This window comes from Chryseobacterium viscerum (genome assembly GCF_025949665.1).
In the GTDB taxonomy this organism is placed as follows: Bacteria; Bacteroidota; Bacteroidia; order Flavobacteriales; family Weeksellaceae; genus Chryseobacterium; species Chryseobacterium viscerum_A.
Genome location: NZ_JAPDFT010000002.1, coordinates 296866 through 315374 on the forward strand (window position 1 = coordinate 296866; position 18509 = coordinate 315374).

Annotated in this window: 19 protein-coding genes; 13 read left to right on the forward strand and 6 right to left on the reverse strand. The window is 36.3% G+C overall.

What is annotated here, in order from left to right; genetic code table 11:
• Window positions 1-366, reverse strand: a complete 366-nt coding sequence (gene rsfS / locus OL225_RS15485) for a ribosome silencing factor (protein ID WP_047376360.1) — start codon at window positions 364-366, stop codon at window positions 1-3.
• A gap of 87 nt (window positions 367-453) precedes the next feature.
• Between rsfS and OL225_RS15490 the strand changes: the two genes are divergently transcribed.
• The gene (locus tag OL225_RS15490; protein ID WP_264518845.1) at window positions 454-1167 is read left to right on the forward strand and encodes a biotin--[acetyl-CoA-carboxylase] ligase; all 714 of its coding nucleotides are present in this window, start codon (window positions 454-456) and stop codon (window positions 1165-1167) included.
• Here the strand turns inward: OL225_RS15490 and OL225_RS15495 are convergent.
• The 4 genes from OL225_RS15495 to OL225_RS15510 all read right to left on the reverse strand — a co-directional run bounded on the left by OL225_RS15495 (window position 1161) and on the right by OL225_RS15510 (window position 4649).
• Window positions 1161-2273 carry an LptF/LptG family permease gene (locus OL225_RS15495; protein WP_264518846.1) on the reverse strand — a complete coding sequence of 371 codons (1113 nt, stop codon included), beginning with the start codon at window positions 2271-2273 and terminating at the stop codon, window positions 1161-1163. The genes OL225_RS15490 and OL225_RS15495 overlap by 7 nt on opposite strands.
• Window positions 2274-2279: 6 nt before the next feature.
• Window positions 2280-3410, reverse strand: coding sequence for a tRNA guanosine(34) transglycosylase Tgt (tgt, locus tag OL225_RS15500; RefSeq protein WP_047376354.1), 1131 nt, complete (start codon window positions 3408-3410; stop codon window positions 2280-2282).
• 67 nt (window positions 3411-3477) lie between these two features.
• Window positions 3478-3924 carry a DUF4296 domain-containing protein gene (locus OL225_RS15505; protein ID WP_264518847.1) on the reverse strand — a complete coding sequence of 149 codons (447 nt, stop codon included), beginning with the start codon at window positions 3922-3924 and terminating at the stop codon, window positions 3478-3480.
• 8 nt (window positions 3925-3932) lie between these two features.
• On the reverse strand, window positions 3933-4649 hold the full coding sequence (locus OL225_RS15510; protein WP_264518848.1) for a polyprenol monophosphomannose synthase: 717 nt from the start codon (window positions 4647-4649) through the stop codon (window positions 3933-3935).
• Window positions 4650-4891: 242 nt separating this feature from the next.
• Here OL225_RS15510 and OL225_RS15515 point away from each other — a divergent pair, with 242 nt between their 5' ends.
• From OL225_RS15515 to OL225_RS15550, 8 genes are all read left to right on the forward strand, one after another.
• On the forward strand, window positions 4892-5560 hold the full coding sequence (locus OL225_RS15515; RefSeq protein ID WP_264518849.1) for a DUF4271 domain-containing protein: 669 nt from the start codon (window positions 4892-4894) through the stop codon (window positions 5558-5560).
• A 12-nt stretch (window positions 5561-5572) separates the two neighbouring features.
• Window positions 5573-6313, forward strand: a complete 741-nt coding sequence (locus tag OL225_RS15520) for a uroporphyrinogen-III synthase (protein WP_264518995.1) — start codon at window positions 5573-5575, stop codon at window positions 6311-6313.
• A 163-nt stretch (window positions 6314-6476) separates the two neighbouring features.
• Window positions 6477-8423, forward strand: a complete 1947-nt coding sequence (locus tag OL225_RS15525) for a T9SS type A sorting domain-containing protein (protein WP_264518850.1) — start codon at window positions 6477-6479, stop codon at window positions 8421-8423.
• Window positions 8424-8551: 128 nt separating this feature from the next.
• Window positions 8552-10597 carry a S9 family peptidase gene (locus tag OL225_RS15530; RefSeq protein WP_264518851.1) on the forward strand — a complete coding sequence of 682 codons (2046 nt, stop codon included), beginning with the start codon at window positions 8552-8554 and terminating at the stop codon, window positions 10595-10597.
• A gap of 125 nt (window positions 10598-10722) precedes the next feature.
• Window positions 10723-11061 carry a hypothetical protein gene (locus tag OL225_RS15535; protein ID WP_047376348.1) on the forward strand — a complete coding sequence of 113 codons (339 nt, stop codon included), beginning with the start codon at window positions 10723-10725 and terminating at the stop codon, window positions 11059-11061.
• A 549-nt stretch (window positions 11062-11610) separates the two neighbouring features.
• Complete coding sequence (locus tag OL225_RS15540; RefSeq protein WP_264518852.1) at window positions 11611-12498, forward strand: hypothetical protein; 888 nt, start codon at window positions 11611-11613, stop codon at window positions 12496-12498.
• 1 nt (window position 12499) lies between these two features.
• On the forward strand, window positions 12500-13339 hold the full coding sequence (locus OL225_RS15545; RefSeq protein WP_264518853.1) for a hypothetical protein: 840 nt from the start codon (window positions 12500-12502) through the stop codon (window positions 13337-13339).
• 1 nt (window position 13340) lies between these two features.
• Window positions 13341-14168 carry a hypothetical protein gene (locus tag OL225_RS15550; RefSeq protein ID WP_264518854.1) on the forward strand — a complete coding sequence of 276 codons (828 nt, stop codon included), beginning with the start codon at window positions 13341-13343 and terminating at the stop codon, window positions 14166-14168.
• A gap of 111 nt (window positions 14169-14279) precedes the next feature.
• On the opposite strand, the gene OL225_RS15555 is transcribed toward OL225_RS15550, so the two are convergent.
• The gene (locus tag OL225_RS15555) at window positions 14280-14771 is read right to left on the reverse strand and encodes an SRPBCC family protein (RefSeq protein WP_264518855.1); all 492 of its coding nucleotides are present in this window, start codon (window positions 14769-14771) and stop codon (window positions 14280-14282) included.
• A 201-nt stretch (window positions 14772-14972) separates the two neighbouring features.
• Here OL225_RS15555 and OL225_RS15560 point away from each other — a divergent pair, with 201 nt between their 5' ends.
• The 4 genes from OL225_RS15560 (at window position 14973) to OL225_RS15575 (ending at window position 18470) form a co-directional block, all read left to right on the forward strand.
• A complete protein-coding gene (locus OL225_RS15560) occupies window positions 14973-16517 on the forward strand; it encodes a sensor histidine kinase (RefSeq protein ID WP_047376335.1) in 1545 nt (514 codons plus the stop codon).
• Between the two features lie 161 nt (window positions 16518-16678).
• On the forward strand, window positions 16679-17365 hold the full coding sequence (locus tag OL225_RS15565; protein WP_002982671.1) for a response regulator transcription factor: 687 nt from the start codon (window positions 16679-16681) through the stop codon (window positions 17363-17365).
• A 78-nt stretch (window positions 17366-17443) separates the two neighbouring features.
• On the forward strand, window positions 17444-18088 hold the full coding sequence (locus OL225_RS15570; RefSeq protein WP_264518856.1) for a hypothetical protein: 645 nt from the start codon (window positions 17444-17446) through the stop codon (window positions 18086-18088).
• A gap of 19 nt (window positions 18089-18107) precedes the next feature.
• A complete protein-coding gene (locus OL225_RS15575; protein ID WP_052184635.1) occupies window positions 18108-18470 on the forward strand; it encodes a hypothetical protein in 363 nt (120 codons plus the stop codon).
• Window positions 18471-18509 lie beyond the last annotated feature (39 nt).

The window sequence follows — 18509 nt, forward strand, 5'->3', positions numbered from 1 at the left end:
TTATTCATTTTCAATTTTGGTAATGACTGCGTCACCCCAAAGCTCTTCTATATCATAGTACTCACGTACCTGTTTCTGAAATATATGAACCACCACTGAAACGTAATCTACCAATACCCACATTGCATTTTCAGTACCTTCTACGTGCCAAGGTCTGTCCTGCAGTTCGTTTCTTACTTTTTTCTCAACACTTCCTGCCAATGCAGCCACCTGTGTATTTGAGTTTCCACTACATATCACGAACGTTTCTGCTACGGAGTTTTCGATGTTTGAAAGATCGAAGATCATAATGTCTTCTCCTTTTACATCCTGGATAGCTTCAACGATTTTATCTATTAACGCTTGTTTTTCTGCTGTTTTATTCATTAAAAAAATACTATAATCTGCAAATTTATTGTTTTTTCTTTACTTTAACCTTACTTTTACCCTCTTAATGTCTTAAAGTTTTCTTAAATGAGCCAACTCTTCTACCTGAAAGAATGTTCTTCTACTAATGACGAAATATCAAAGTTTTTACTTTACGAAAATTCAGATTTTATTGGACTGCATACTTTTAATCAAACTAAAGGCCGTGGTCAGTATGGAAATGTCTGGACTCAAACTGCTGGAAAAAACCTGGCTTATACGCTGGCAGTGAACACTCAGAACATCTTGTGCTCCGATTTTATATTCAATTATTATACCGCAATGGTTATCCGGGATTTCCTTGCCAATTTGTCTGAATCAGAGGTAAAAATCAAATGGCCGAATGATATTATCCTTAAAGGTAAAAAAATCGTTGGAATTTTAATAGAAAAGAAAAAAATTAATCAAAATAATTATTTCATCATAGGAGCAGGGATCAATATTCTTCAGGACAAATTTGATGAAATATCCAATGCAGGATCACTCCTGACGCAGACAGGCAGTCAATTCGGCCTGGAAGAAGTTTCATTAAACCTCCATGAATATTTGTCTGAGAAACTGAAAAACATTCCTTCTGATCAGGAAATTCTGGATGGATTCAATGCTAATCTTTTCAGAAAAGATATGATCTCTGTCTTTGAGATTGAAAAAGAGCGACAAAATGGCATCATCCGAAATGCAGACGAAAAGGGTGAACTCTGGATTGAACTGGAAGACGGAATGCGTTCCTTTTATCACAAGGAAGTAAAATTACTTTACTGATTAGCTCTTTTGATATACAGATAAAGGGTAAGCGGCAAAAACACCATATTAGGCAGCCACATTGCCACAGCGGGAGACAAACTTTTATTTTCTGACACTACTTTCAAGGCTTCAAATGAAAACACGAAAATAAAAGCCAACGAAATTCCTATTGCAAGGTTAATCCCTAATCCTCCTCTCTTCTTTTGTGATGACAGTGAAAGTGCCAGGAAAGTCAGAATAATGATAGAAACAGGCATTGATGTTCTTTGATGAAGTTCATTCAGATAAGAGTTCAGGTTACTGTTTCCTCTTGCTTTTTCTCTTTCGATAAATTTTAAAAGTTCCGGAGTGGTTTTATTTTGCCCCAAAAGCTCGTTAGGGAAAAGCTCTTCCGGTGAGTGCCCGTAGTTTTTCCTTAATTCTATCCCGTTTCCGAGTTTTTCGGTATTGTCTTTATTGATTGTTTTTTCCAGATAATTATTTAAAACAAACTGCTTTTTGGTTTTATCCCAGTACACTTCGCTTGCTTTCAGCTCATAGGTCATTTTTCTGTCTTTATCATATTTCTGATAGACAAAGCTTGATCCTCTTTTTTCTCTTTTATTCCAGGAATCCACAAAAATATATTCTGTTTTGCTCAGCTGTGAAGAGGCCGGAGCTGTTCCTAAAATCTTTTCTTTATTGGCTGCATTATAGGTATACGCTTCCAGTTCATTTTTCTTGATATTGGCCCATGGGAGAACCATATGATAAACCACAAGGGCAATCAGTCCAATAAAAATGGAGGTTACCAGATAAGGTTTGGAAAATCTGTAAAAGCTGGCTCCACTACTGATAATAGCAACAATTTCAGTATTATTTGCCATTCTGGAGGTAAAATAAATTACCGAAATAAACACCAGAATAGAAAGGAAAGTCACTACAAGATTGATAATCCAGAAGGGATAAAAATGGATAAGAAAATAGGTTAGATCCAGTTTAGGATCAATAGCCTTTGCATTTTCTATTCTTGGAATCTTCTGCTGAACATCAATTACCAATACGACTATAGACAACAACACCAACATGAAACTGAAAGTTCCAAGGTATTTTTTAATGATATATCTGTCTACAATTTTAAGCATATTCTCTTATAGTCTTTGTCTAAGAACTGGCACCACAGAGTTTTTCCATTCGTAGAAATCTCCTGCCATAATATGTTCTCTGGCTACTTTTACTAAATCAAGATAGAAGGCAAGATTATGAATCGAAGCGATCTGTTTTGCCAGATATTCTTTAGATACAAACAGGTGGCGAAGATACGCTTTTGAATATTCTCGATCTACAAAACTGGTCCCAAATTCATCTAAAGGCGAAAAATCGCGCTTCCATTTTTCATTTTTAAGGTTCATCACCCCCTGCCATGTGAAAAGCATTGCATTTCTTGCATTTCTTGTCGGCATTACACAGTCCATCATATCAATTCCCAGTCCGATGGACTCAAGGATATTCCATGGAGTTCCTACTCCCATCAGATATCTTGGTTTTTCTTTTGGAAGGATGTCTGTTACTTCATCAGTGATTCTGTACATTTCCTCTTCAGGCTCTCCTACAGAAAGTCCCCCAATGGCATTTCCTTCGGCTCCTGCTTCAGAAATTACTTCTGCAGAAATTTTTCTAAGGTCTGAATAGGTAGATCCCTGAACAATAGGGAAAAGTCTTTGTTTGTATCCATATAATTCAGGATTATCATTAGTCCATTCAATACATCTTTTCAGCCAACGGTGGGTAAGCTCCATAGATGATTTTGCCTGGTTATAATCGCAAGGATAAGGAGTACACTCATCAAAAGCCATAAAAATATCGGCTCCGATCTGTCTTTGAATCTCCATTGATCTTTCCGGGGAGAACATGTGGTAACTTCCGTCGATATGAGATTTAAATCTCGCACCTTCTTCAGTCATTTTTCTGTTACTTGCCAGTGAAAATACCTGAAAACCTCCTGAATCAGTAAGGATAGGAAGGTCCCAGTTCATGAATTTATGTAAACCACCCGCATCCTGCATCGTCTCCATTCCCGGGCGAAGGTAAAGGTGGTAAGTATTTCCCAGAATAATCTGAGCTTTAATGTCTTCTTTTAATTCTCTCTGATGAACTGTTTTCACACTTGCTACAGTTCCCACAGGCATAAAAATAGGAGTTTGAATCTTCCCGTGATCTGTGGTAATCTCCCCTGCTCTTGCTTTTCCTTCAGAGGTTTTTTCTATATTAAAAAATTTCATCTCTCTACTTTTTTAATTCACCTTGTTATCAGTGATTTCTTATAGGTTAGAAACTTTGGTAATGTTTTTACCTTACCAAAGGTATTACAGCTCCGTTTTGTTTCAGTTTATCCTTTACGTATTTATCTGCTTTCGGATCTTTTTTCAGCAATATTTCCTGTGCATCATTGGCGATCCCATCCATTTCTTCTTTGATAACGTAATACTTGAAGCTTTCTACAAAGTCATCAGACTTTACTTTATGTGACTTCAGAACGGCTCTAGTACCGGCTTCCATATTTTTATCAGGATATACATAGATTGCCTGATCATTGATTGCAAGATCTGCAATAATCTCTGCCATTACGCCTTTATCGACCAGATTTTTAGGCTTATCAATATAATCGCTGCACGAAAACATGCCCAGCAAAACGAAAATAAAGATCAGCTTTTTCATCAGTTTATTTTTATAATTTTTAATAGTCTGATGGAACTTCGCATATACATATTCCTTTGTCTGAAGAGAACTGTTCATGCTTTGTTTCATAGTCTATTGATGATTGATTTCCACTTTAAGTTTAACACTCCAAAAACTGCTTCATGAATAATACCGCCATTCATTTTACTTTCTCCTAAAATTCTATTGGTAAATATAATAGGAACTTCTACAATTCTGAAGCCTTTTTTAAATGCTCTGAATTTCATTTCTATCTGAAACCCGTAACCTTTCAGTCTTACATTATCCAATCCTATTTCTTCCAATACATTTCTTGAAAAACAGACAAATCCCGCTGTAGTATCATGAATCGGAAGTCCCAATACGAACCTTACATATTTTGATGCAAAATAAGACAGCAACACTCTTCCCATTGGCCAGTTCACCACATTCACTCCTTTTGAGTAACGGGAACCTATGGCCATATCGGCATTCCTGCATGCTTCAAACAATTTCGGCAGGTCATTGGGATTATGAGAAAAATCGGCATCCATCTCAAAAATATAATCATATTTATTTTTGATAGCCCACTTAAATCCATGAATATATGCCTTTCCCAACCCATCTTTCACATGTCTTATTGACAGGTGCAGATAATGCGGATATTTCTTCTGCAATTCTTTTACAACTTCTGCTGTTCCATCCGGAGAAGTATCATCCACAACCAGGATATGAAAGTCATCTTCCAATGCAAAAACCGCGGAAATAATATTTTCAATATTTTCCTTTTCGTTGTATGTGGGGATAATGACGAGTTTTTTCATTTCAGTTTGCAAAGATAGTTTATTTAACCTTTTTATTTTATACAAAATAATCTATAATTTTGCAAAAATATTTCTCAGGGATTAAGCGGATGAAACAGAAACTTTTATTCAACAGATCTGAACAATACGTAAAATCGATGAGAGCAAATATTTTAACTACGGATACATGAAACAGGTGACAGGAAAATCTATGCCGGATTGTGCTATCAGAAGTTAAATAATAAATAATAAAAACTTAAATTTTGCCATCATCACAACACTTCATCAATCACGTAAGAATACCTGAAAATAATGATTGGGTAATCTTTATTCTAGTGGGCTGTATATTTTTATATGTTTTTATGATGAACGTCATAGAAAGGGATGCCAGTCTCAAAGATTTTCTGCTTCAAAAGTATTTTGATGCCAGTAACAACCTTCCCAGCTGGATTATCACTTCATGTGTGACGACGCTCACCTTATCTGTTTTAATTTCGCAGTACATTCCTATTGTACCGAAATATATTGCCGATCTTCAGCTTTTGGGGTATCAGCTTAATAAATTCGGGTATACTTTGCTGGCTGTACTGTTTTTTTATTTAGTAAAATCAACATTCGGTTTTTTATTTTATCAAAGTATAGGGGACGGAAAAAAATGGCCTATTTTTTATTTTACCTCCACAAAATTTTATTTCATTCTTACATTTTTGCTAATAATTCTTTGTGTAGCCCATTATTACTTCCCTATAGACAGAAATAAAATGTTCTTGTATTATTTGTGTTTCTTTTCTTTTGTATTCATTTTCAAAGTTTTTTTCTACTTATTTCACAAGAACAAGATTCTTCCCGAAAAATGGTATTATAAATTTTTGTATATTTGCACCCTCCAAATCGCACCATTATTATTGCTTTGGAAGTTGTTATTTTTTTAATAAATGTCAATGATGAGAATAAAGTCTATATTGGTTTCTCAACCAGCGCCTAGTGAGTCTTCTCCATATTTGGATATAGCGAAGAAGGAAAAAATAAAGATTGATTTCCGTCCATTTATCCACGTCGAAGGGGTTGACAATAAAGAGCTCAGAACACAGAAAATAGATCTGACGCAGTATACCGGTATTATTTTTACCAGTAAAAATGCGATTGATCATTACTTCAGACTTGCGGAAGAACTTCGTTTTGCCGTTCCGGATACAATGAGATATATCTGCCAGTCGGAAGCAATTGCCAACTACCTTCAAAAGCATATTGTGTACAGAAAAAGAAAAATCAGCTTTGGGGAGAAAAACTTCTCAGACCTGCTTCCTCTTTTCAAAAAATTCCCAACTGAAAAATATCTGTTACCATCTTCAGATGTTTTGAGCCCGGATATTGTGAAAACCATGGATGCCTCTAATGCAGACTGGACAAGAGCAATCATGTACCGTACCGTATGCAGCGACCTTACAGATATCAACATTAAAGATTATGATATGTTGATCTTCTTTAGCCCGCAAGGAATTAAATCTCTACAACAAAACTTCCCAGACTTCAAGCAGGATGAAACCAAGATCGGCGTTTTCGGAAACACGACTTTGGCTGCTGCAGAAGAAGCAGGATTACAAGTAGACCTTATGGCCCCTACGAAAGAAACACCTTCTATGACGATGGCTTTAGAAAAATATATTAAAGCGCTTCATAAATAATTTAGTATAAAATAAATACAGCCATCTTTTCTTCATTGAAAAGATGGCTTTTTATTTTAAAACTGGTTAAAATACTACACATTAAAACCTGTAAATCAAATAGTTACATGATATTTTTTTTCTTGATGGATTGAAATTTTCATTACATTTAAGAAAAAAAAATATGAAAAAATTATTATCCTATTTACTCTTTTTTACCATTGTATTTGTAAATGCCCAGAATGATAACTGTTCGGGAGCAATACCGCTAACGGTAGGCACAGACTTTACTTCTGGAGCGCTCACCTCTACAAATTTAAATGCTACTACTGACGGCTCTTTACCTACATGCAGTTCAGACGCGGCTGATAATGTATGGTTTACGGTAATTGTACCACAGAGCGGAAATCTCAAAATAAAAACAGGACAAGCCTCCGGTTCATTATTTGATGATTCAGTACTTACTGTTTACAGTGGCAATTGTGGTACTTTAACCGAAATTGAATGTAATGATAATGATGGCAGCTCTAGCTTTTCGTCAATATCATTATCCGGTCAGACTCCTGGAACTACCTTATATATAAGTGTCTGGAAATATGATTCCAATACTGACAATGGAGAATTCCAGATTTCAGCCTATGATCCCCTTCCTCCTGCCAATGATAACTGTGCACAGGCAATACCATTAACAGCAGGAACAGATTTCGCTTCAGGAGCCATCACTTCAAGCAACGCAGAAGCAACAACAGATAGCTCTCTGCCATCCTGTGATCCGGATGCTATTGATAATGTCTGGTTTACAGCAGTGGTACCACAGAGCGGAAATCTAAAGATAGAAGCACGGGAAGCTTCAGGCTCTTCATTTTATAATCCTGTACTTACCGTTTATGGAGGGACTTGCGGCTCACTAACAGAAATTAGCTGTAGTGATGATATTAATTCCCCGATCTCATTAACCGGACAAACTCCAGGCACCACCTTGCATATAAGTGTCTGGAAATATGACTCTTACTCAAACAATGGAGAATTCCAGATTTCAGCCTATGATCCTATTCCTCCCGCTAATGATAACTGCGCACAGGCAATACCATTAACAGTAGGAACTGATTTTGCTTCAGGAGCCATCACTTCAAGCAATGCAGAAGCAACTACTGACGGCTCTCTGCCATCATGTGGTCCAGATGCTGTTGACAATGTCTGGTTTACAGTAGTGGTACCACAGAGCGGAAATCTAAAAATAGAAGCACAGGAAGCTTCAGGCTCTTCGTTTTATGACCCTATACTTACCGTTTACGGAGGAACTTGCGGTTCACTAACAGAAATTAGCTGTAGTGATAATATTAATTCCCCAATCGTATTAACCGGACAGACTCCAGGCACCACCCTGCATATAAGTGTCTGGAAGTATGACTCTTCCTCAAACAATGGAGAATTCCAGATTTCAGCCTATGATCCTATTCCTCCCGCTAATGATAACTGCGCACAGGCAACACCATTAACAGTAGGAACTGATTTTGCTTCAGGAGCCATCACTTCAAGCAACGCTGAAGCAACTACTGACGGCTCTCTGCCATCATGCGGTTCAGATGCTGTTGACAATGTCTGGTTTACAGTAGTGGTACCACAGAGCGGAAATCTAAAAATAGAAACAGGAGAAGTCTCCGGCTCATTGTTTGATGATTCAGTACTTACTGTTTACAGCGGCAATTGTGGTGCTTTAACCGAAATTGATTGTAATGATGATGGCAGCTCTAGCTTTTCGTCAATATCATTATCTGGTCAGGCTCCTGGAACTACCCTGTATATAAGTGTCTGGAAATATAGTTCCAATACAAACAATGGAGAATTCCAGATTTCAGCCTACGATAATACGGCATTATCTACACATGAAGTTACTGGAAACAGTAAAAAAATCCAGGTATCTCCAAATCCTTTTACTGATATCCTTACCGTTTCCAATATCTCTGAAGTAAAATCGATATCAGTAGTGGATGCTTCAGGAGACTTGGTTAAAACCATTGAAAAACCTTCCTCATCGCTACAGCTTGGAGATTTAAAAGAAGGGGTGTATTTACTTATATTAAAACTAAATGATGGAACTGTAAAAACCATTAAAACAATAAAAAAATAACCCTGTCTTACAATAATAATCACAAAGGCTATCAAAAATCTGATAGCCTTTCTTATATTTGAACAAGAATTAACATTGAATATAGCGTCTCAATAAATATTACAGACGCAAATAATTAAAAATATAGGATGAAAGCTCCACAGGCAAAAAAAATAGAAAAAATATTAGAAACCCACGGCGATAGAAGGATTGATAATTACTTTTGGCTGAATGAAAGGGAAAACCCTGAAGTCATCAAATATATTGAAGAAGAAAATGCCTACGAAGAATTCATCATGAAAGATACGGAAGCTCTTCAGGAAGAGCTTTTTGAAGAGATGAAGGCTCGTTATAAAAAAGATGATGAGTCTCTTCCTTATTTCTTTAATGAATACTGGTATATTGTACGCTATGAAGAAGGTAAAGAATATCCTATTTTCTGCAGAAAGCACAAAAGCCTTGACAATGAGGAGGAAATTGTACTTGACGTGAATATTTTAGCAGAAGGCAAAGAATTTTTTGAAGTAGGAAGTGTAGCAGTAAGCCCTGGTAATGAACTGGCTTCTTTTTCTTCAGATGATGTAGGGCGAAGAATTTATACACTCAATTTTAAAAATTTAAAAACTGGAGAAATTCTGCCGGACACTATCCCAAATACAACTGGAAAAGCAGTTTGGGCAAATGATAACCAGCATGTTTTCTACATTAGAAAAGATAAGAGTCTCCGTGCTTTCCAGGTATACAGACATCAATTAGGAACTGATTCTGCTGATGATGTTCTGATCTTCCACGAAGAAGATGACACTTTTGATGTTAATGTATTTAAAACAAAATCTTTACAGTATATTTTCATTGCAAGTTCAAGTACTATTTCTGATGAGCATCGTTTTATCCCTTCTGATAATGTATTTGCAGAATGGACAGTAATACAACCAAGAATAGATGATCTCGAATATTCCGTAGAGCATTATGAAGATGAATTCTATATTATCACTAATGCTGATGATGCAATTAACTTCAAAATTGTAAAAGCAAAGATTGACAACTGCAGTATGGAAAACTGGGTAGATGTTATTCCACACCGTGCGGAAGTTTTACTGGAAGGTTTTGAAATTTTCAAAGATTATCTGGTACTTGAGGAAAGAGAGAGAGGTTTGCTCCAGATCAAAATTATTGATGAGAAGACCCAGGAGTCTTATTATTTACCTTTTTCTGATCCAACTTATACAGCCTATATTGGGATCAACCTTGAATTTGACACTGAGATTCTCCGTTATGGTTACACATCTCTTACACAGCCAAGTTCCACTTACGAGTATAACATGAAAGACAAAACCACCAAACTTCTGAAACAACAGGAAGTATTAGGTGGAAAATTTTTTCATGAAAATTATATTTCAGAAAGAATATGGGCAGACTCCAGAGATGGGGAAACAAAAGTTCCAATTTCTTTAGTATACCATAAAGACACCAAAAAATCTGCTGACACCCCACTTTTGCTGTATGGATATGGAAGTTATGGGCACACCGTTGATGCCAGCTTTTCAAATGTAAGATTATCTATTCTGGACAGGGGCTTCATTTATGCTATTGCTCACATCCGTGGTGGAGAATATCTGGGAAGAGAATGGTATGAAGATGGAAAAATGTTATTCAAGAAAAATACATTTTTTGATTTCATTGATGCAGGAAAACATTTAATCAAAGAAAATTATACATCATCGAGACATATGTATGCGATGGGAGGAAGTGCCGGAGGACTATTGGTAGGTGCTGTGGTCAATTATGAACCTCAGTTATTCCACGGAATTGTAGCACAGGTCCCTTTCGTAGATGTTGTTTCCACAATGTTGGATGATACAATCCCATTGACTACCGGAGAATATGATGAATGGGGAAATCCAAATGACGAGGAGTATTATCATTATATGAAAGACTACTCTCCTTATGACAACGTAGAAGCCAAAGATTATCCTCACATGCTTATTACTACAGGATTCCATGATTCTCAGGTACAGTATTGGGAGCCTGCAAAATGGACGGCAAAGCTAAGAGAATTAAAGACAGATGATAATATTTTAGTCTTTAAAACTGACATGAGCTCTGGACATGGAGGAGCAAGCGGAAGATTTGAATCTCTGAAAGAAGATGCTTTAGAATATGCATTTCTGTTAAAAATAAATGATAATTCATAAAAAAGCAATTTTAACAGATATAAAAACAAAACCTGAAGAAATACTGAAAGTAACTTCTTCATATAGAAAATGCTAAAGGAATGACTTTATCATTTATCAATTATTATTTATCATTTAAGTATACTATGAACGAGTCCGAATATTGGAAAAAAATAGAACAGTTCTTTGAAGACAATTTCCAGACTGAGAAGAATCCGCCCATTGAAACCCTTTTATTTTTAATTGGGCTACAGGAGCTGGGAAGCGGCCAGCAAAAATACACTAAAGAGGACAAGGTAAACCTGATTCACATTGCAGTCTGCAGACTGCTTGAGCCCTTTGGATATTATAAATTCACACACTATGAAGATGGATGGCCGCAATTTGACAAACTGGAAGAACTTCCGGAATTAAAGCCCAATGAGCAGAGCTTGCTTATGAAAAAGGCGATTATTCAGTATTTTCAGGAAGAAGAATTGATTTAAGCAGAAAACGTATCGATTTAGAGTTTTGATAAACATTCAATCCAATAATTATCAAAACCGATCCGAATAACAACACTTTATTAACGAAATAGAGGCAAGCTAAAACTTGTCTCTATTTTTTTTAAACAAAATTAACATGATTATTTAAATAATAAATCAAAAATCAAACTATGATTTAAATTTTAAATCAATTCATTCCCAAACCATTACCAAAATCCTTTCTTACAAATAAAATGTATTACACACAATATTTCAGATTTTGATTGGATGGTACCACATTAGAGTTGTATTTTGGTCACACTAAGACCACATTCTTTTGGCCCTTTTCTATGGCCAATTTCCCTCAGAATATTATGGTCAGTTTTTTCTGATTTATACTTCATTCTTAAATCTGAAAAAAGACAAGACAAGTGATAAACCCGGTTCACATGATGAGCTGGGGAGGATAAGATTTGAATAAAAATTACATCAATCAAACAATAAAAAAACAAAGTATTTCGTGAAAAATTCTTCTGAAAAACAGATTAAAATTTAAATAGAAATCAAACCATGAAAAAAATTAACACCTCTTTGATGTTGGTCATTGTTAATTTAGCTTTTTCGCAAGTAGGAATTTCGAAAAACCTTACTGCTGAGATTCACAACAAAGCTATTTTACAGGTAGACGGGAAGTACGGAGGCAAAAATTACGGCATGATGCTTCCTGAAGTATCTTCTCCTGACAACCTTCCGCTCAATGCTCCACCAGCTTCTGATGCAGAAATGACAGGTATGATGATGTTTGAGAAAACACATGCAACATTTTACTCTTATGATGGGGCAAAATGGAACAACGAACCTACTGCAGCAGATTTTAATATGAAACAATCCAGATTTTTGTCCAGTTCTGACGAAGAAACAAGTGTAGTCTGCGTTCTTCTCGGATGTGGAAGACATGTGGGTCTTGGATTTAGTGCCCCTGTTGACGGGCAGCAATCTTACAACAATCTTGGGATAACAAGAGAAACGGCGGTTGTTCCGGGAGGAGGCCTCTATACAGACAAGAGTTTTGACAATGCAAAATTCGTTGTCAATCAGGCGGGCGTTTATGAAATTTACTTAAATGTACCATCCAAAACAGGTGGTGCAGTCTCTTTAACCAGTGGTCCACAGTATCAGCTAAGAGCTTATCTTAAACAATCTGACGGCAGCTATAACGAGGTCAAATTAACCACATTTTTTCCTGACTATTATGGAGTTTTGGGAATTGGCGGAGACACTAACACTGCTGCTTTTACAACAACCCGAATCCGTTTGAATCCGGGCGATTATATTGTTCCAAGAATCCATTCTCCGCTTGCCACCGTATCTGTAGTTGTTACATTAACGGCGGCAACCAATGTGAATATCGCCAAGTTCTATCCAAGAGAAATAATGTTTACCAAAGTAAGTGATTAAGATGACAAAAAAAGCAATTATACTCAATATATTTATTTTAACAGCGCTGGGAAGCATGGGAAAAGCCCAGGTGAAAATAGGTGATCATCCTGAAAAAGTACATTCAAGGGCACAGTTACAGGTTGAAAGTAAGACCAAAGGAATTATCCTGCCCATTGTTGAAAATCATACTGAATTACCCAATTATAATGCCTCTCACCCTGATCTGTATGAGAATAACCCCAGCGACAACGGATTGGTATTTTATAACAAAGAAATAAAAGATGTTGTAAAATACGACGGCTACCGATGGGTAGCAGCCACCGAAAGGAGTATTAAAAATTATAAAAACTTAAGTATTCTGGGATCAAATGCGGCAGATTTAGCAGTTGCCAATGTATTGGGGATCACAGGACGACCTACTCTACAATTCAATATTCTAAGTAACATTGACAGAAATAACATCAACAACCTTGGTGTTACTGTAAATGCCAACGGAGAAATCACTATTCCTGCCGATGGGTTTTACAGAATTAATCCATCAGTGAAAACAAGCAGTGCCGGCGGTCTTTCTGTTGGAAATGCTGCTACAATTGTATCCCTTCAGGCACTCTATGTAAACGCAGTGGGAGAAGGCTGGCAAAAAATTCACGAAAACAGTTTCTTACTTTATGGATTGGTGGTTACAGCAGGCAGTGCTAATTCTGTGAACAGTTTTTCCACCACCAAATATCTTCATGCCGGAGACCAGATCCGCTTAAGAGGAGGAATCCAGGCCGACACGGGTTTGAACCTCGGAACCGGAGTGAATTTTAAAATGAATGATAAAGACACTTATATCTATATTGAAAAACTGAACTAATATGACAAAGAAAATATACACCCTCACCCTTTTACTGATGGCTGTACTGTTCTTCTCTCAAGTTACAGTAGGCAGTCATAGCAGCCCAAGTACAAACGCTATGTTCAATGTTGTCAACAAAGAAGACAATGCCACAAATTCTAAAGGGATGATGATCCCAACAGTAAATGATGAAACCGAGCTGCCTCTTTACAACGCAAGCGAGCCCGATCATTTTAATGATGATTCCAACATGCAGGGAATGATCCTATACAGAAAGGATATTAAAAGAGTGGTTGTTTATGATGGCGAAAAATGGAAACCTACTTTTTATGAAAGTGGAGGAAAGACAACCCGAGCCAGCATGAATCCTTCAATGGCTGAAAGTAATTTTCCTTCTGTAACCTGTGTACTTATCGGATGCGGAGAAAAAGATGTCCCTTTTGGGTTTTATGACAGCACTCAGGATACGGATAAACTTGGTATCATTGACCCTCAAGGCATTGTGAATAGTAATTTTAATAACTTTACTTTTAAAGAATCCGGATTTTATAAAATTTTGATCAGTTTAAAAGTAAAGACTTCAGGAATACACGTTAGTCCGCCAACAATTTCCTTCAGGGCTTTAAAGAACGGAAATGTACTTGCAAGAAATGATGTGCCTTTAAATGAAGCAATCTTAATTACTGCTGGCGCAAATAGAGTTGGAACTATGGAATTTCTTTCCATGTTTGACAAAGGAGATCAGTTGAAAGTTCAGGTTTCAGGAGGTGTTTCTATTCTTACTGTGGCAGATGTCTACAAAATTGTTCCTACAGACGGAACTTTTATCAGTATAGAAAAATTGTAATTCAAAAATAGGATTCAATTCAATAAAAATAATAAAACAGGATGTTCATTGGAGCATCCTGTTTTTATATTATAAAATTCATCTGACATCATTCTTTTACATGAGAGCATATCAACTGATCAGTTCTTCCAATTGTTTCAGTCCCATTTTAAATCCTTCTTCAAACCCCATATCAAGGATCTTTTTCATCACTTCCGGAGAATGGTAATGGATATTAATGGTCACTTTAGTTCCTTCTTCCACTCCGGTAAAACCTATCAACCATTTTGATCTTGGAAAATCTTCATTGATGTTTCCTTTTTCATCACAGAAAGCACTCATCCAGTCAAGGCTTCTGTGTTCCGTAATTTCGCCATACTGAGACTGAGCGTACATAGGTCCTTTCTCCCCGTTTGGCCCTACCATTGCATACATCCAGATTCCACCTTCTTTAAAGTTTTGGCTTACTGTTTCACATTTCCAGGGTTTAGGTCCCCACCATTGATCCAATAATTCGGATTGGGTGAAATGATCCCATACCGTTGAAACATCAGCCTTATAAATTTTCATGACATACGTACTGGCCGCATCAAAATCTTTGTTGAAAATGATATTAGATTCCATATATTTTTATTTTTAATAAAGTTAACACTTTATTTATTGAAAGGGACTTTTCATATGACAAGTAAAGGATAATTCATAAATAATTGTTAAAAAACACTCTTTTAAGAAAAAAAAAACAATTATTTGGCTCGTTTTTTGTTTAAGTAGTCTTAAAAAAATTAATTTTAACATTCATTTTTCCAAAACATATATAATTAAATAATGAATAACAAATTCATCCCAATAATTTCAGTGTTTATGACAATCTCACTGATTGTCTTTGTGACGCTCCAATTTTATTGGTTGAAAGGCTATTACGGTGTACTGGAACAGGATTTTTCAAATAAAGTGTATGCTGTTTTGGAAAGTACTTCACAAAATATTCAAGAGATTGAAGCGGACAAGTACCTGAACCAGGATTATAAAGACTTCAGAAAAAATATTCTTGCGAACAGTAAACAGCCGTCCTTAACTACTATTCAACAGGTAGAAGACTCCGGCACTCAGAGACAGATTATTTACTCTAAAAACATTATTGAAAAAACACAGCTGCCAATTTCTCAAAAAGGGGATTCTATTAAACTCACCACCTTGTATACAGACGAAGCAGCCTATAAAATAAAGAGAGATACTACCAACCGTGAACTTCTTACCACAGATATCAATCAGGAGATTGAAACTGGAGATTATTCCATGAAAGAATTTGTGAAAGTATATGGAAACAATCTTCCTATCACCAAAAGAGTAGATCCGAAAACGCTTGATTCCGTGATCGCTAAAGAACTTAAAATAAGAGGAATATCTGCCAAGTTCGGATATGGAGTTCTTGACAGAAACAACAAGCTTACAAGCATTGTGAATAAAGCTTACAAAGAGAAAAAAGACAGTAATATCTACAGCTTTCCTCTTTTTGCAGACAAAAAAAACACATTGTACAGCCTCGCATTGGTGTTCCCTAAAAAAGAATACTCCCTGGCGATGAACAACTGGCCGATGCTTCTGGGAACATTTCTTTCTCTTCTTACTATTCTTGGAATTTATATTATTTCCATCAATTATATGATGAGGCAGAAAAAGCTTGCTGAAGTAAAAACAGACTTCATCAACAACATGTCTCATGAGTTTAAAACACCATTGGCAACCATTTCCGTAGCAACGGATTCTTTGGCTAATGATAAAATTGCCACCAATCCGGATAAGGTAAAATACTATTCCGAACTGATTAAGCAGGAAAACTTAAGGATGAAAAAGCAGGTAGAAAATGTGCTGAATATGTCCAAGCTTGAACGAAATGAAGTAGAACTGTTTTTAAAAGAAACCAATGTAAGGGAATTGATCAAAAGAACTACAGAATCTTTCAATCTTATTGTGCAGCAAAGAAACGGAACACTTACGCAAAAGTTCAATGCCACCCATTATAATTTTAAAATAGATGAATTCCACATCTCTAATATGCTGGTCAACCTGCTGGATAATGCCAATAAATATTCTCCAGAAGCACCGGAAATACATGTGGAAACAAGAAATGAAGGACACTGGTATATCATTGAAATTTCCGATAAAGGAATGGGAATGGACACCCAGAATAAAACCAAAATTTTCGAAAAATTCTTCAGGGAAGAAACCGGAAATATTCACAATGTAAAAGGACAAGGATTAGGTCTTTCCTATGTGAAGAAAATTGTAGAACTACACAAAGGACAGATTATCGTTGACTCTCATAAAGGAAATGGAAGTACGTTTACGATAAAACTGCCAATGGGATAAAATGCAAATGATGAATGATAAGTTATCGATGATAAAAAACTTACTTCATATCAACTATCAATGATCATTTATCAATTATAAAAAGTTTAACCAAATATCAAAATATAGAAGATAGAGTGAGAAAGTTCATTCTTAATTGTTAATTATTAATTATTAAAATTATGAGCAACAGAATATTATTAGTAGAGGACGATCAGAGTTTCGGGGCAGTGCTTAAAGATTATTTGACGATCAATAATTTTGAAGTAACACTTGCCACTGATGGGGAGCAGGGACTTAAAGAATTTACAGAAAATGAATTCGACATCTGCATATTTGACGTAATGATGCCTAAAAAAGACGGGTTTTCATTGGCTGAAGATGTAAAAAAGATTGATAAAAATACACCGATCATATTTCTTACGGCAAGAAATATGAGAGAAGATATTTTGAAAGGATACCAGTTGGGAGCGGATGATTATATTACAAAACCTTTTGATACTGAACTTCTTTTATACAAAATAAAAGCAATTCTTCAGAGAAGTTCTACATTGGAAAATGAGGAGCAGGAGCAGTTTAAAATCAGTAATATTTTCTTTGACTCTATGCTGAGACAGTTGAAAGTAGGTGATAAAGAATACAAACTTTCTCCTAAAGAAAATGAATTATTGAAGCTTCTTTGTATTCACAGAAACGATTTTATGCCTAGAGATCTTGCTTTAAGAAAGATCTGGAAAAAGGAAAATTACTTTACAGCAAGAAGTATGGACGTGTATATCGCGAAGCTTCGTAAGTTATTAAAAGACGACGAAGGGTTGGAAATTATCAACGTTCACGGAGAAGGATTTAGACTTTTGGTAAAAAATTAATCCAAAAATCAAATTATAAGTATAAAATTAGCAAAACAATTGAAAATGTTTTGCTAATTTTGTTTCATACCCATGGATATGAAGAATACATTTATAGGTTTGATCGCTGTATCACTATTAGCTGTATCCTGTAAAAAGGATGAAAGAGCTACTTATTTAAAAGAAGAAGCCAATGCCGGACAACCCAGCGTTGCCCTTAATACAACCTCAAAAACAACACTAATGGACCAGGCGGGCATTCCATCTGTCTCCACTCCTGCTCCAATGGCTACGGCCCCAGGTATGAACCCTCCACACGGACAACCCGGCCATCGATGTGATATTCCGGTAGGACAGCCTTTGAATGGTCAGCCTGCTGCCGCTACTCCAGCTACACAAAATATCAATACAAACGGAAATAATATTGTCCAGATTGATCCGAATGCTGTATCACCAGGTAAAATCACCCTTGACAACAATGGAAAACAGGCAAAAACAGCTCCGGGGATGAATCCTCCGCACGGACAGCCCGGGCACCGATGTGATATTCCGGTAGGACAGCCTTTAAACAGTAAACCTGTTCCGGCTCCACAGGCTGCACAAAATGCAGTACAGACTACTCCAAGTCCTGCTCCCGCACCGGCGGCGCAGAATCTGGCAATGGGAGAAAAACCAAAATTAAACCCTGCACATGGTGAACCTTGGCACAGCTGTTCTCTAAAAGTTGGTGATCCTTTGCCATAAATTTTGTATTTTTGCAGATATGAAGCTGTTTCACCTACTTGCAATTGTATTTTGCCTGGGAGTTTTTCTAATTCCCAAGGACAATTTCTATATGCAAGGGATGCAGGAAACATGCTGTAAAGCAGAATCTTCCAAGAAAATGGACTGCTGTAAAAATCATTCTTCAAAAAAAGACAGCAAACATGACAAAACAAAATCATGTAATGATGACTGCTGTTCATCATGTGTTGCCTGCTACACTTTTATTGAAACCCCTTTTTCAAAAAATCTACGTCTGGAACTGTCTTATTACAAAGCGAATAAGAATGCTCAGTTTCGATATTCAGATCCTTATCTTTCAGACCGTTTAAAGGAAATCTGGCAGCCGCCTAAGATAGGTTAATTAAAATATCATGGGTTCATTATACTCTGTAATGGACTG

What these genes read in the sequence shown, in the direction of transcription:
- rsfS (WP_047376360.1), bottom strand. Translation starts at nt 366, where the DNA reads ATGAATAAAACAGCAGAAAAACAAGCGTTAATAGATAAAATCGTTGAA.
- OL225_RS15490 (WP_264518845.1), top strand. Translation starts at nt 454, where the DNA reads ATGAGCCAACTCTTCTACCTGAAAGAATGTTCTTCTACTAATGACGAA.
- OL225_RS15495 (WP_264518846.1), bottom strand. Translation starts at nt 2,273, where the DNA reads ATGCTTAAAATTGTAGACAGATATATCATTAAAAAATACCTTGGAACT.
- tgt (WP_047376354.1), bottom strand. Translation starts at nt 3,410, where the DNA reads ATGAAATTTTTTAATATAGAAAAAACCTCTGAAGGAAAAGCAAGAGCA.
- OL225_RS15505 (WP_264518847.1), bottom strand. Translation starts at nt 3,924, where the DNA reads ATGAACAGTTCTCTTCAGACAAAGGAATATGTATATGCGAAGTTCCAT.
- OL225_RS15510 (WP_264518848.1), bottom strand. Translation starts at nt 4,649, where the DNA reads ATGAAAAAACTCGTCATTATCCCCACATACAACGAAAAGGAAAATATT.
- OL225_RS15520 (WP_264518995.1), top strand. Translation starts at nt 5,573, where the DNA reads ATGAGAATAAAGTCTATATTGGTTTCTCAACCAGCGCCTAGTGAGTCT.
- OL225_RS15525 (WP_264518850.1), top strand. Translation starts at nt 6,477, where the DNA reads ATGAAAAAATTATTATCCTATTTACTCTTTTTTACCATTGTATTTGTA.
- OL225_RS15530 (WP_264518851.1), top strand. Translation starts at nt 8,552, where the DNA reads ATGAAAGCTCCACAGGCAAAAAAAATAGAAAAAATATTAGAAACCCAC.
- OL225_RS15535 (WP_047376348.1), top strand. Translation starts at nt 10,723, where the DNA reads ATGAACGAGTCCGAATATTGGAAAAAAATAGAACAGTTCTTTGAAGAC.
- OL225_RS15540 (WP_264518852.1), top strand. Translation starts at nt 11,611, where the DNA reads ATGAAAAAAATTAACACCTCTTTGATGTTGGTCATTGTTAATTTAGCT.
- OL225_RS15545 (WP_264518853.1), top strand. Translation starts at nt 12,500, where the DNA reads ATGACAAAAAAAGCAATTATACTCAATATATTTATTTTAACAGCGCTG.
- OL225_RS15550 (WP_264518854.1), top strand. Translation starts at nt 13,341, where the DNA reads ATGACAAAGAAAATATACACCCTCACCCTTTTACTGATGGCTGTACTG.
- OL225_RS15555 (WP_264518855.1), bottom strand. Translation starts at nt 14,771, where the DNA reads ATGGAATCTAATATCATTTTCAACAAAGATTTTGATGCGGCCAGTACG.
- OL225_RS15560 (WP_047376335.1), top strand. Translation starts at nt 14,973, where the DNA reads ATGAATAACAAATTCATCCCAATAATTTCAGTGTTTATGACAATCTCA.
- OL225_RS15565 (WP_002982671.1), top strand. Translation starts at nt 16,679, where the DNA reads ATGAGCAACAGAATATTATTAGTAGAGGACGATCAGAGTTTCGGGGCA.
- OL225_RS15570 (WP_264518856.1), top strand. Translation starts at nt 17,444, where the DNA reads ATGAAGAATACATTTATAGGTTTGATCGCTGTATCACTATTAGCTGTA.
- OL225_RS15575 (WP_052184635.1), top strand. Translation starts at nt 18,108, where the DNA reads ATGAAGCTGTTTCACCTACTTGCAATTGTATTTTGCCTGGGAGTTTTT.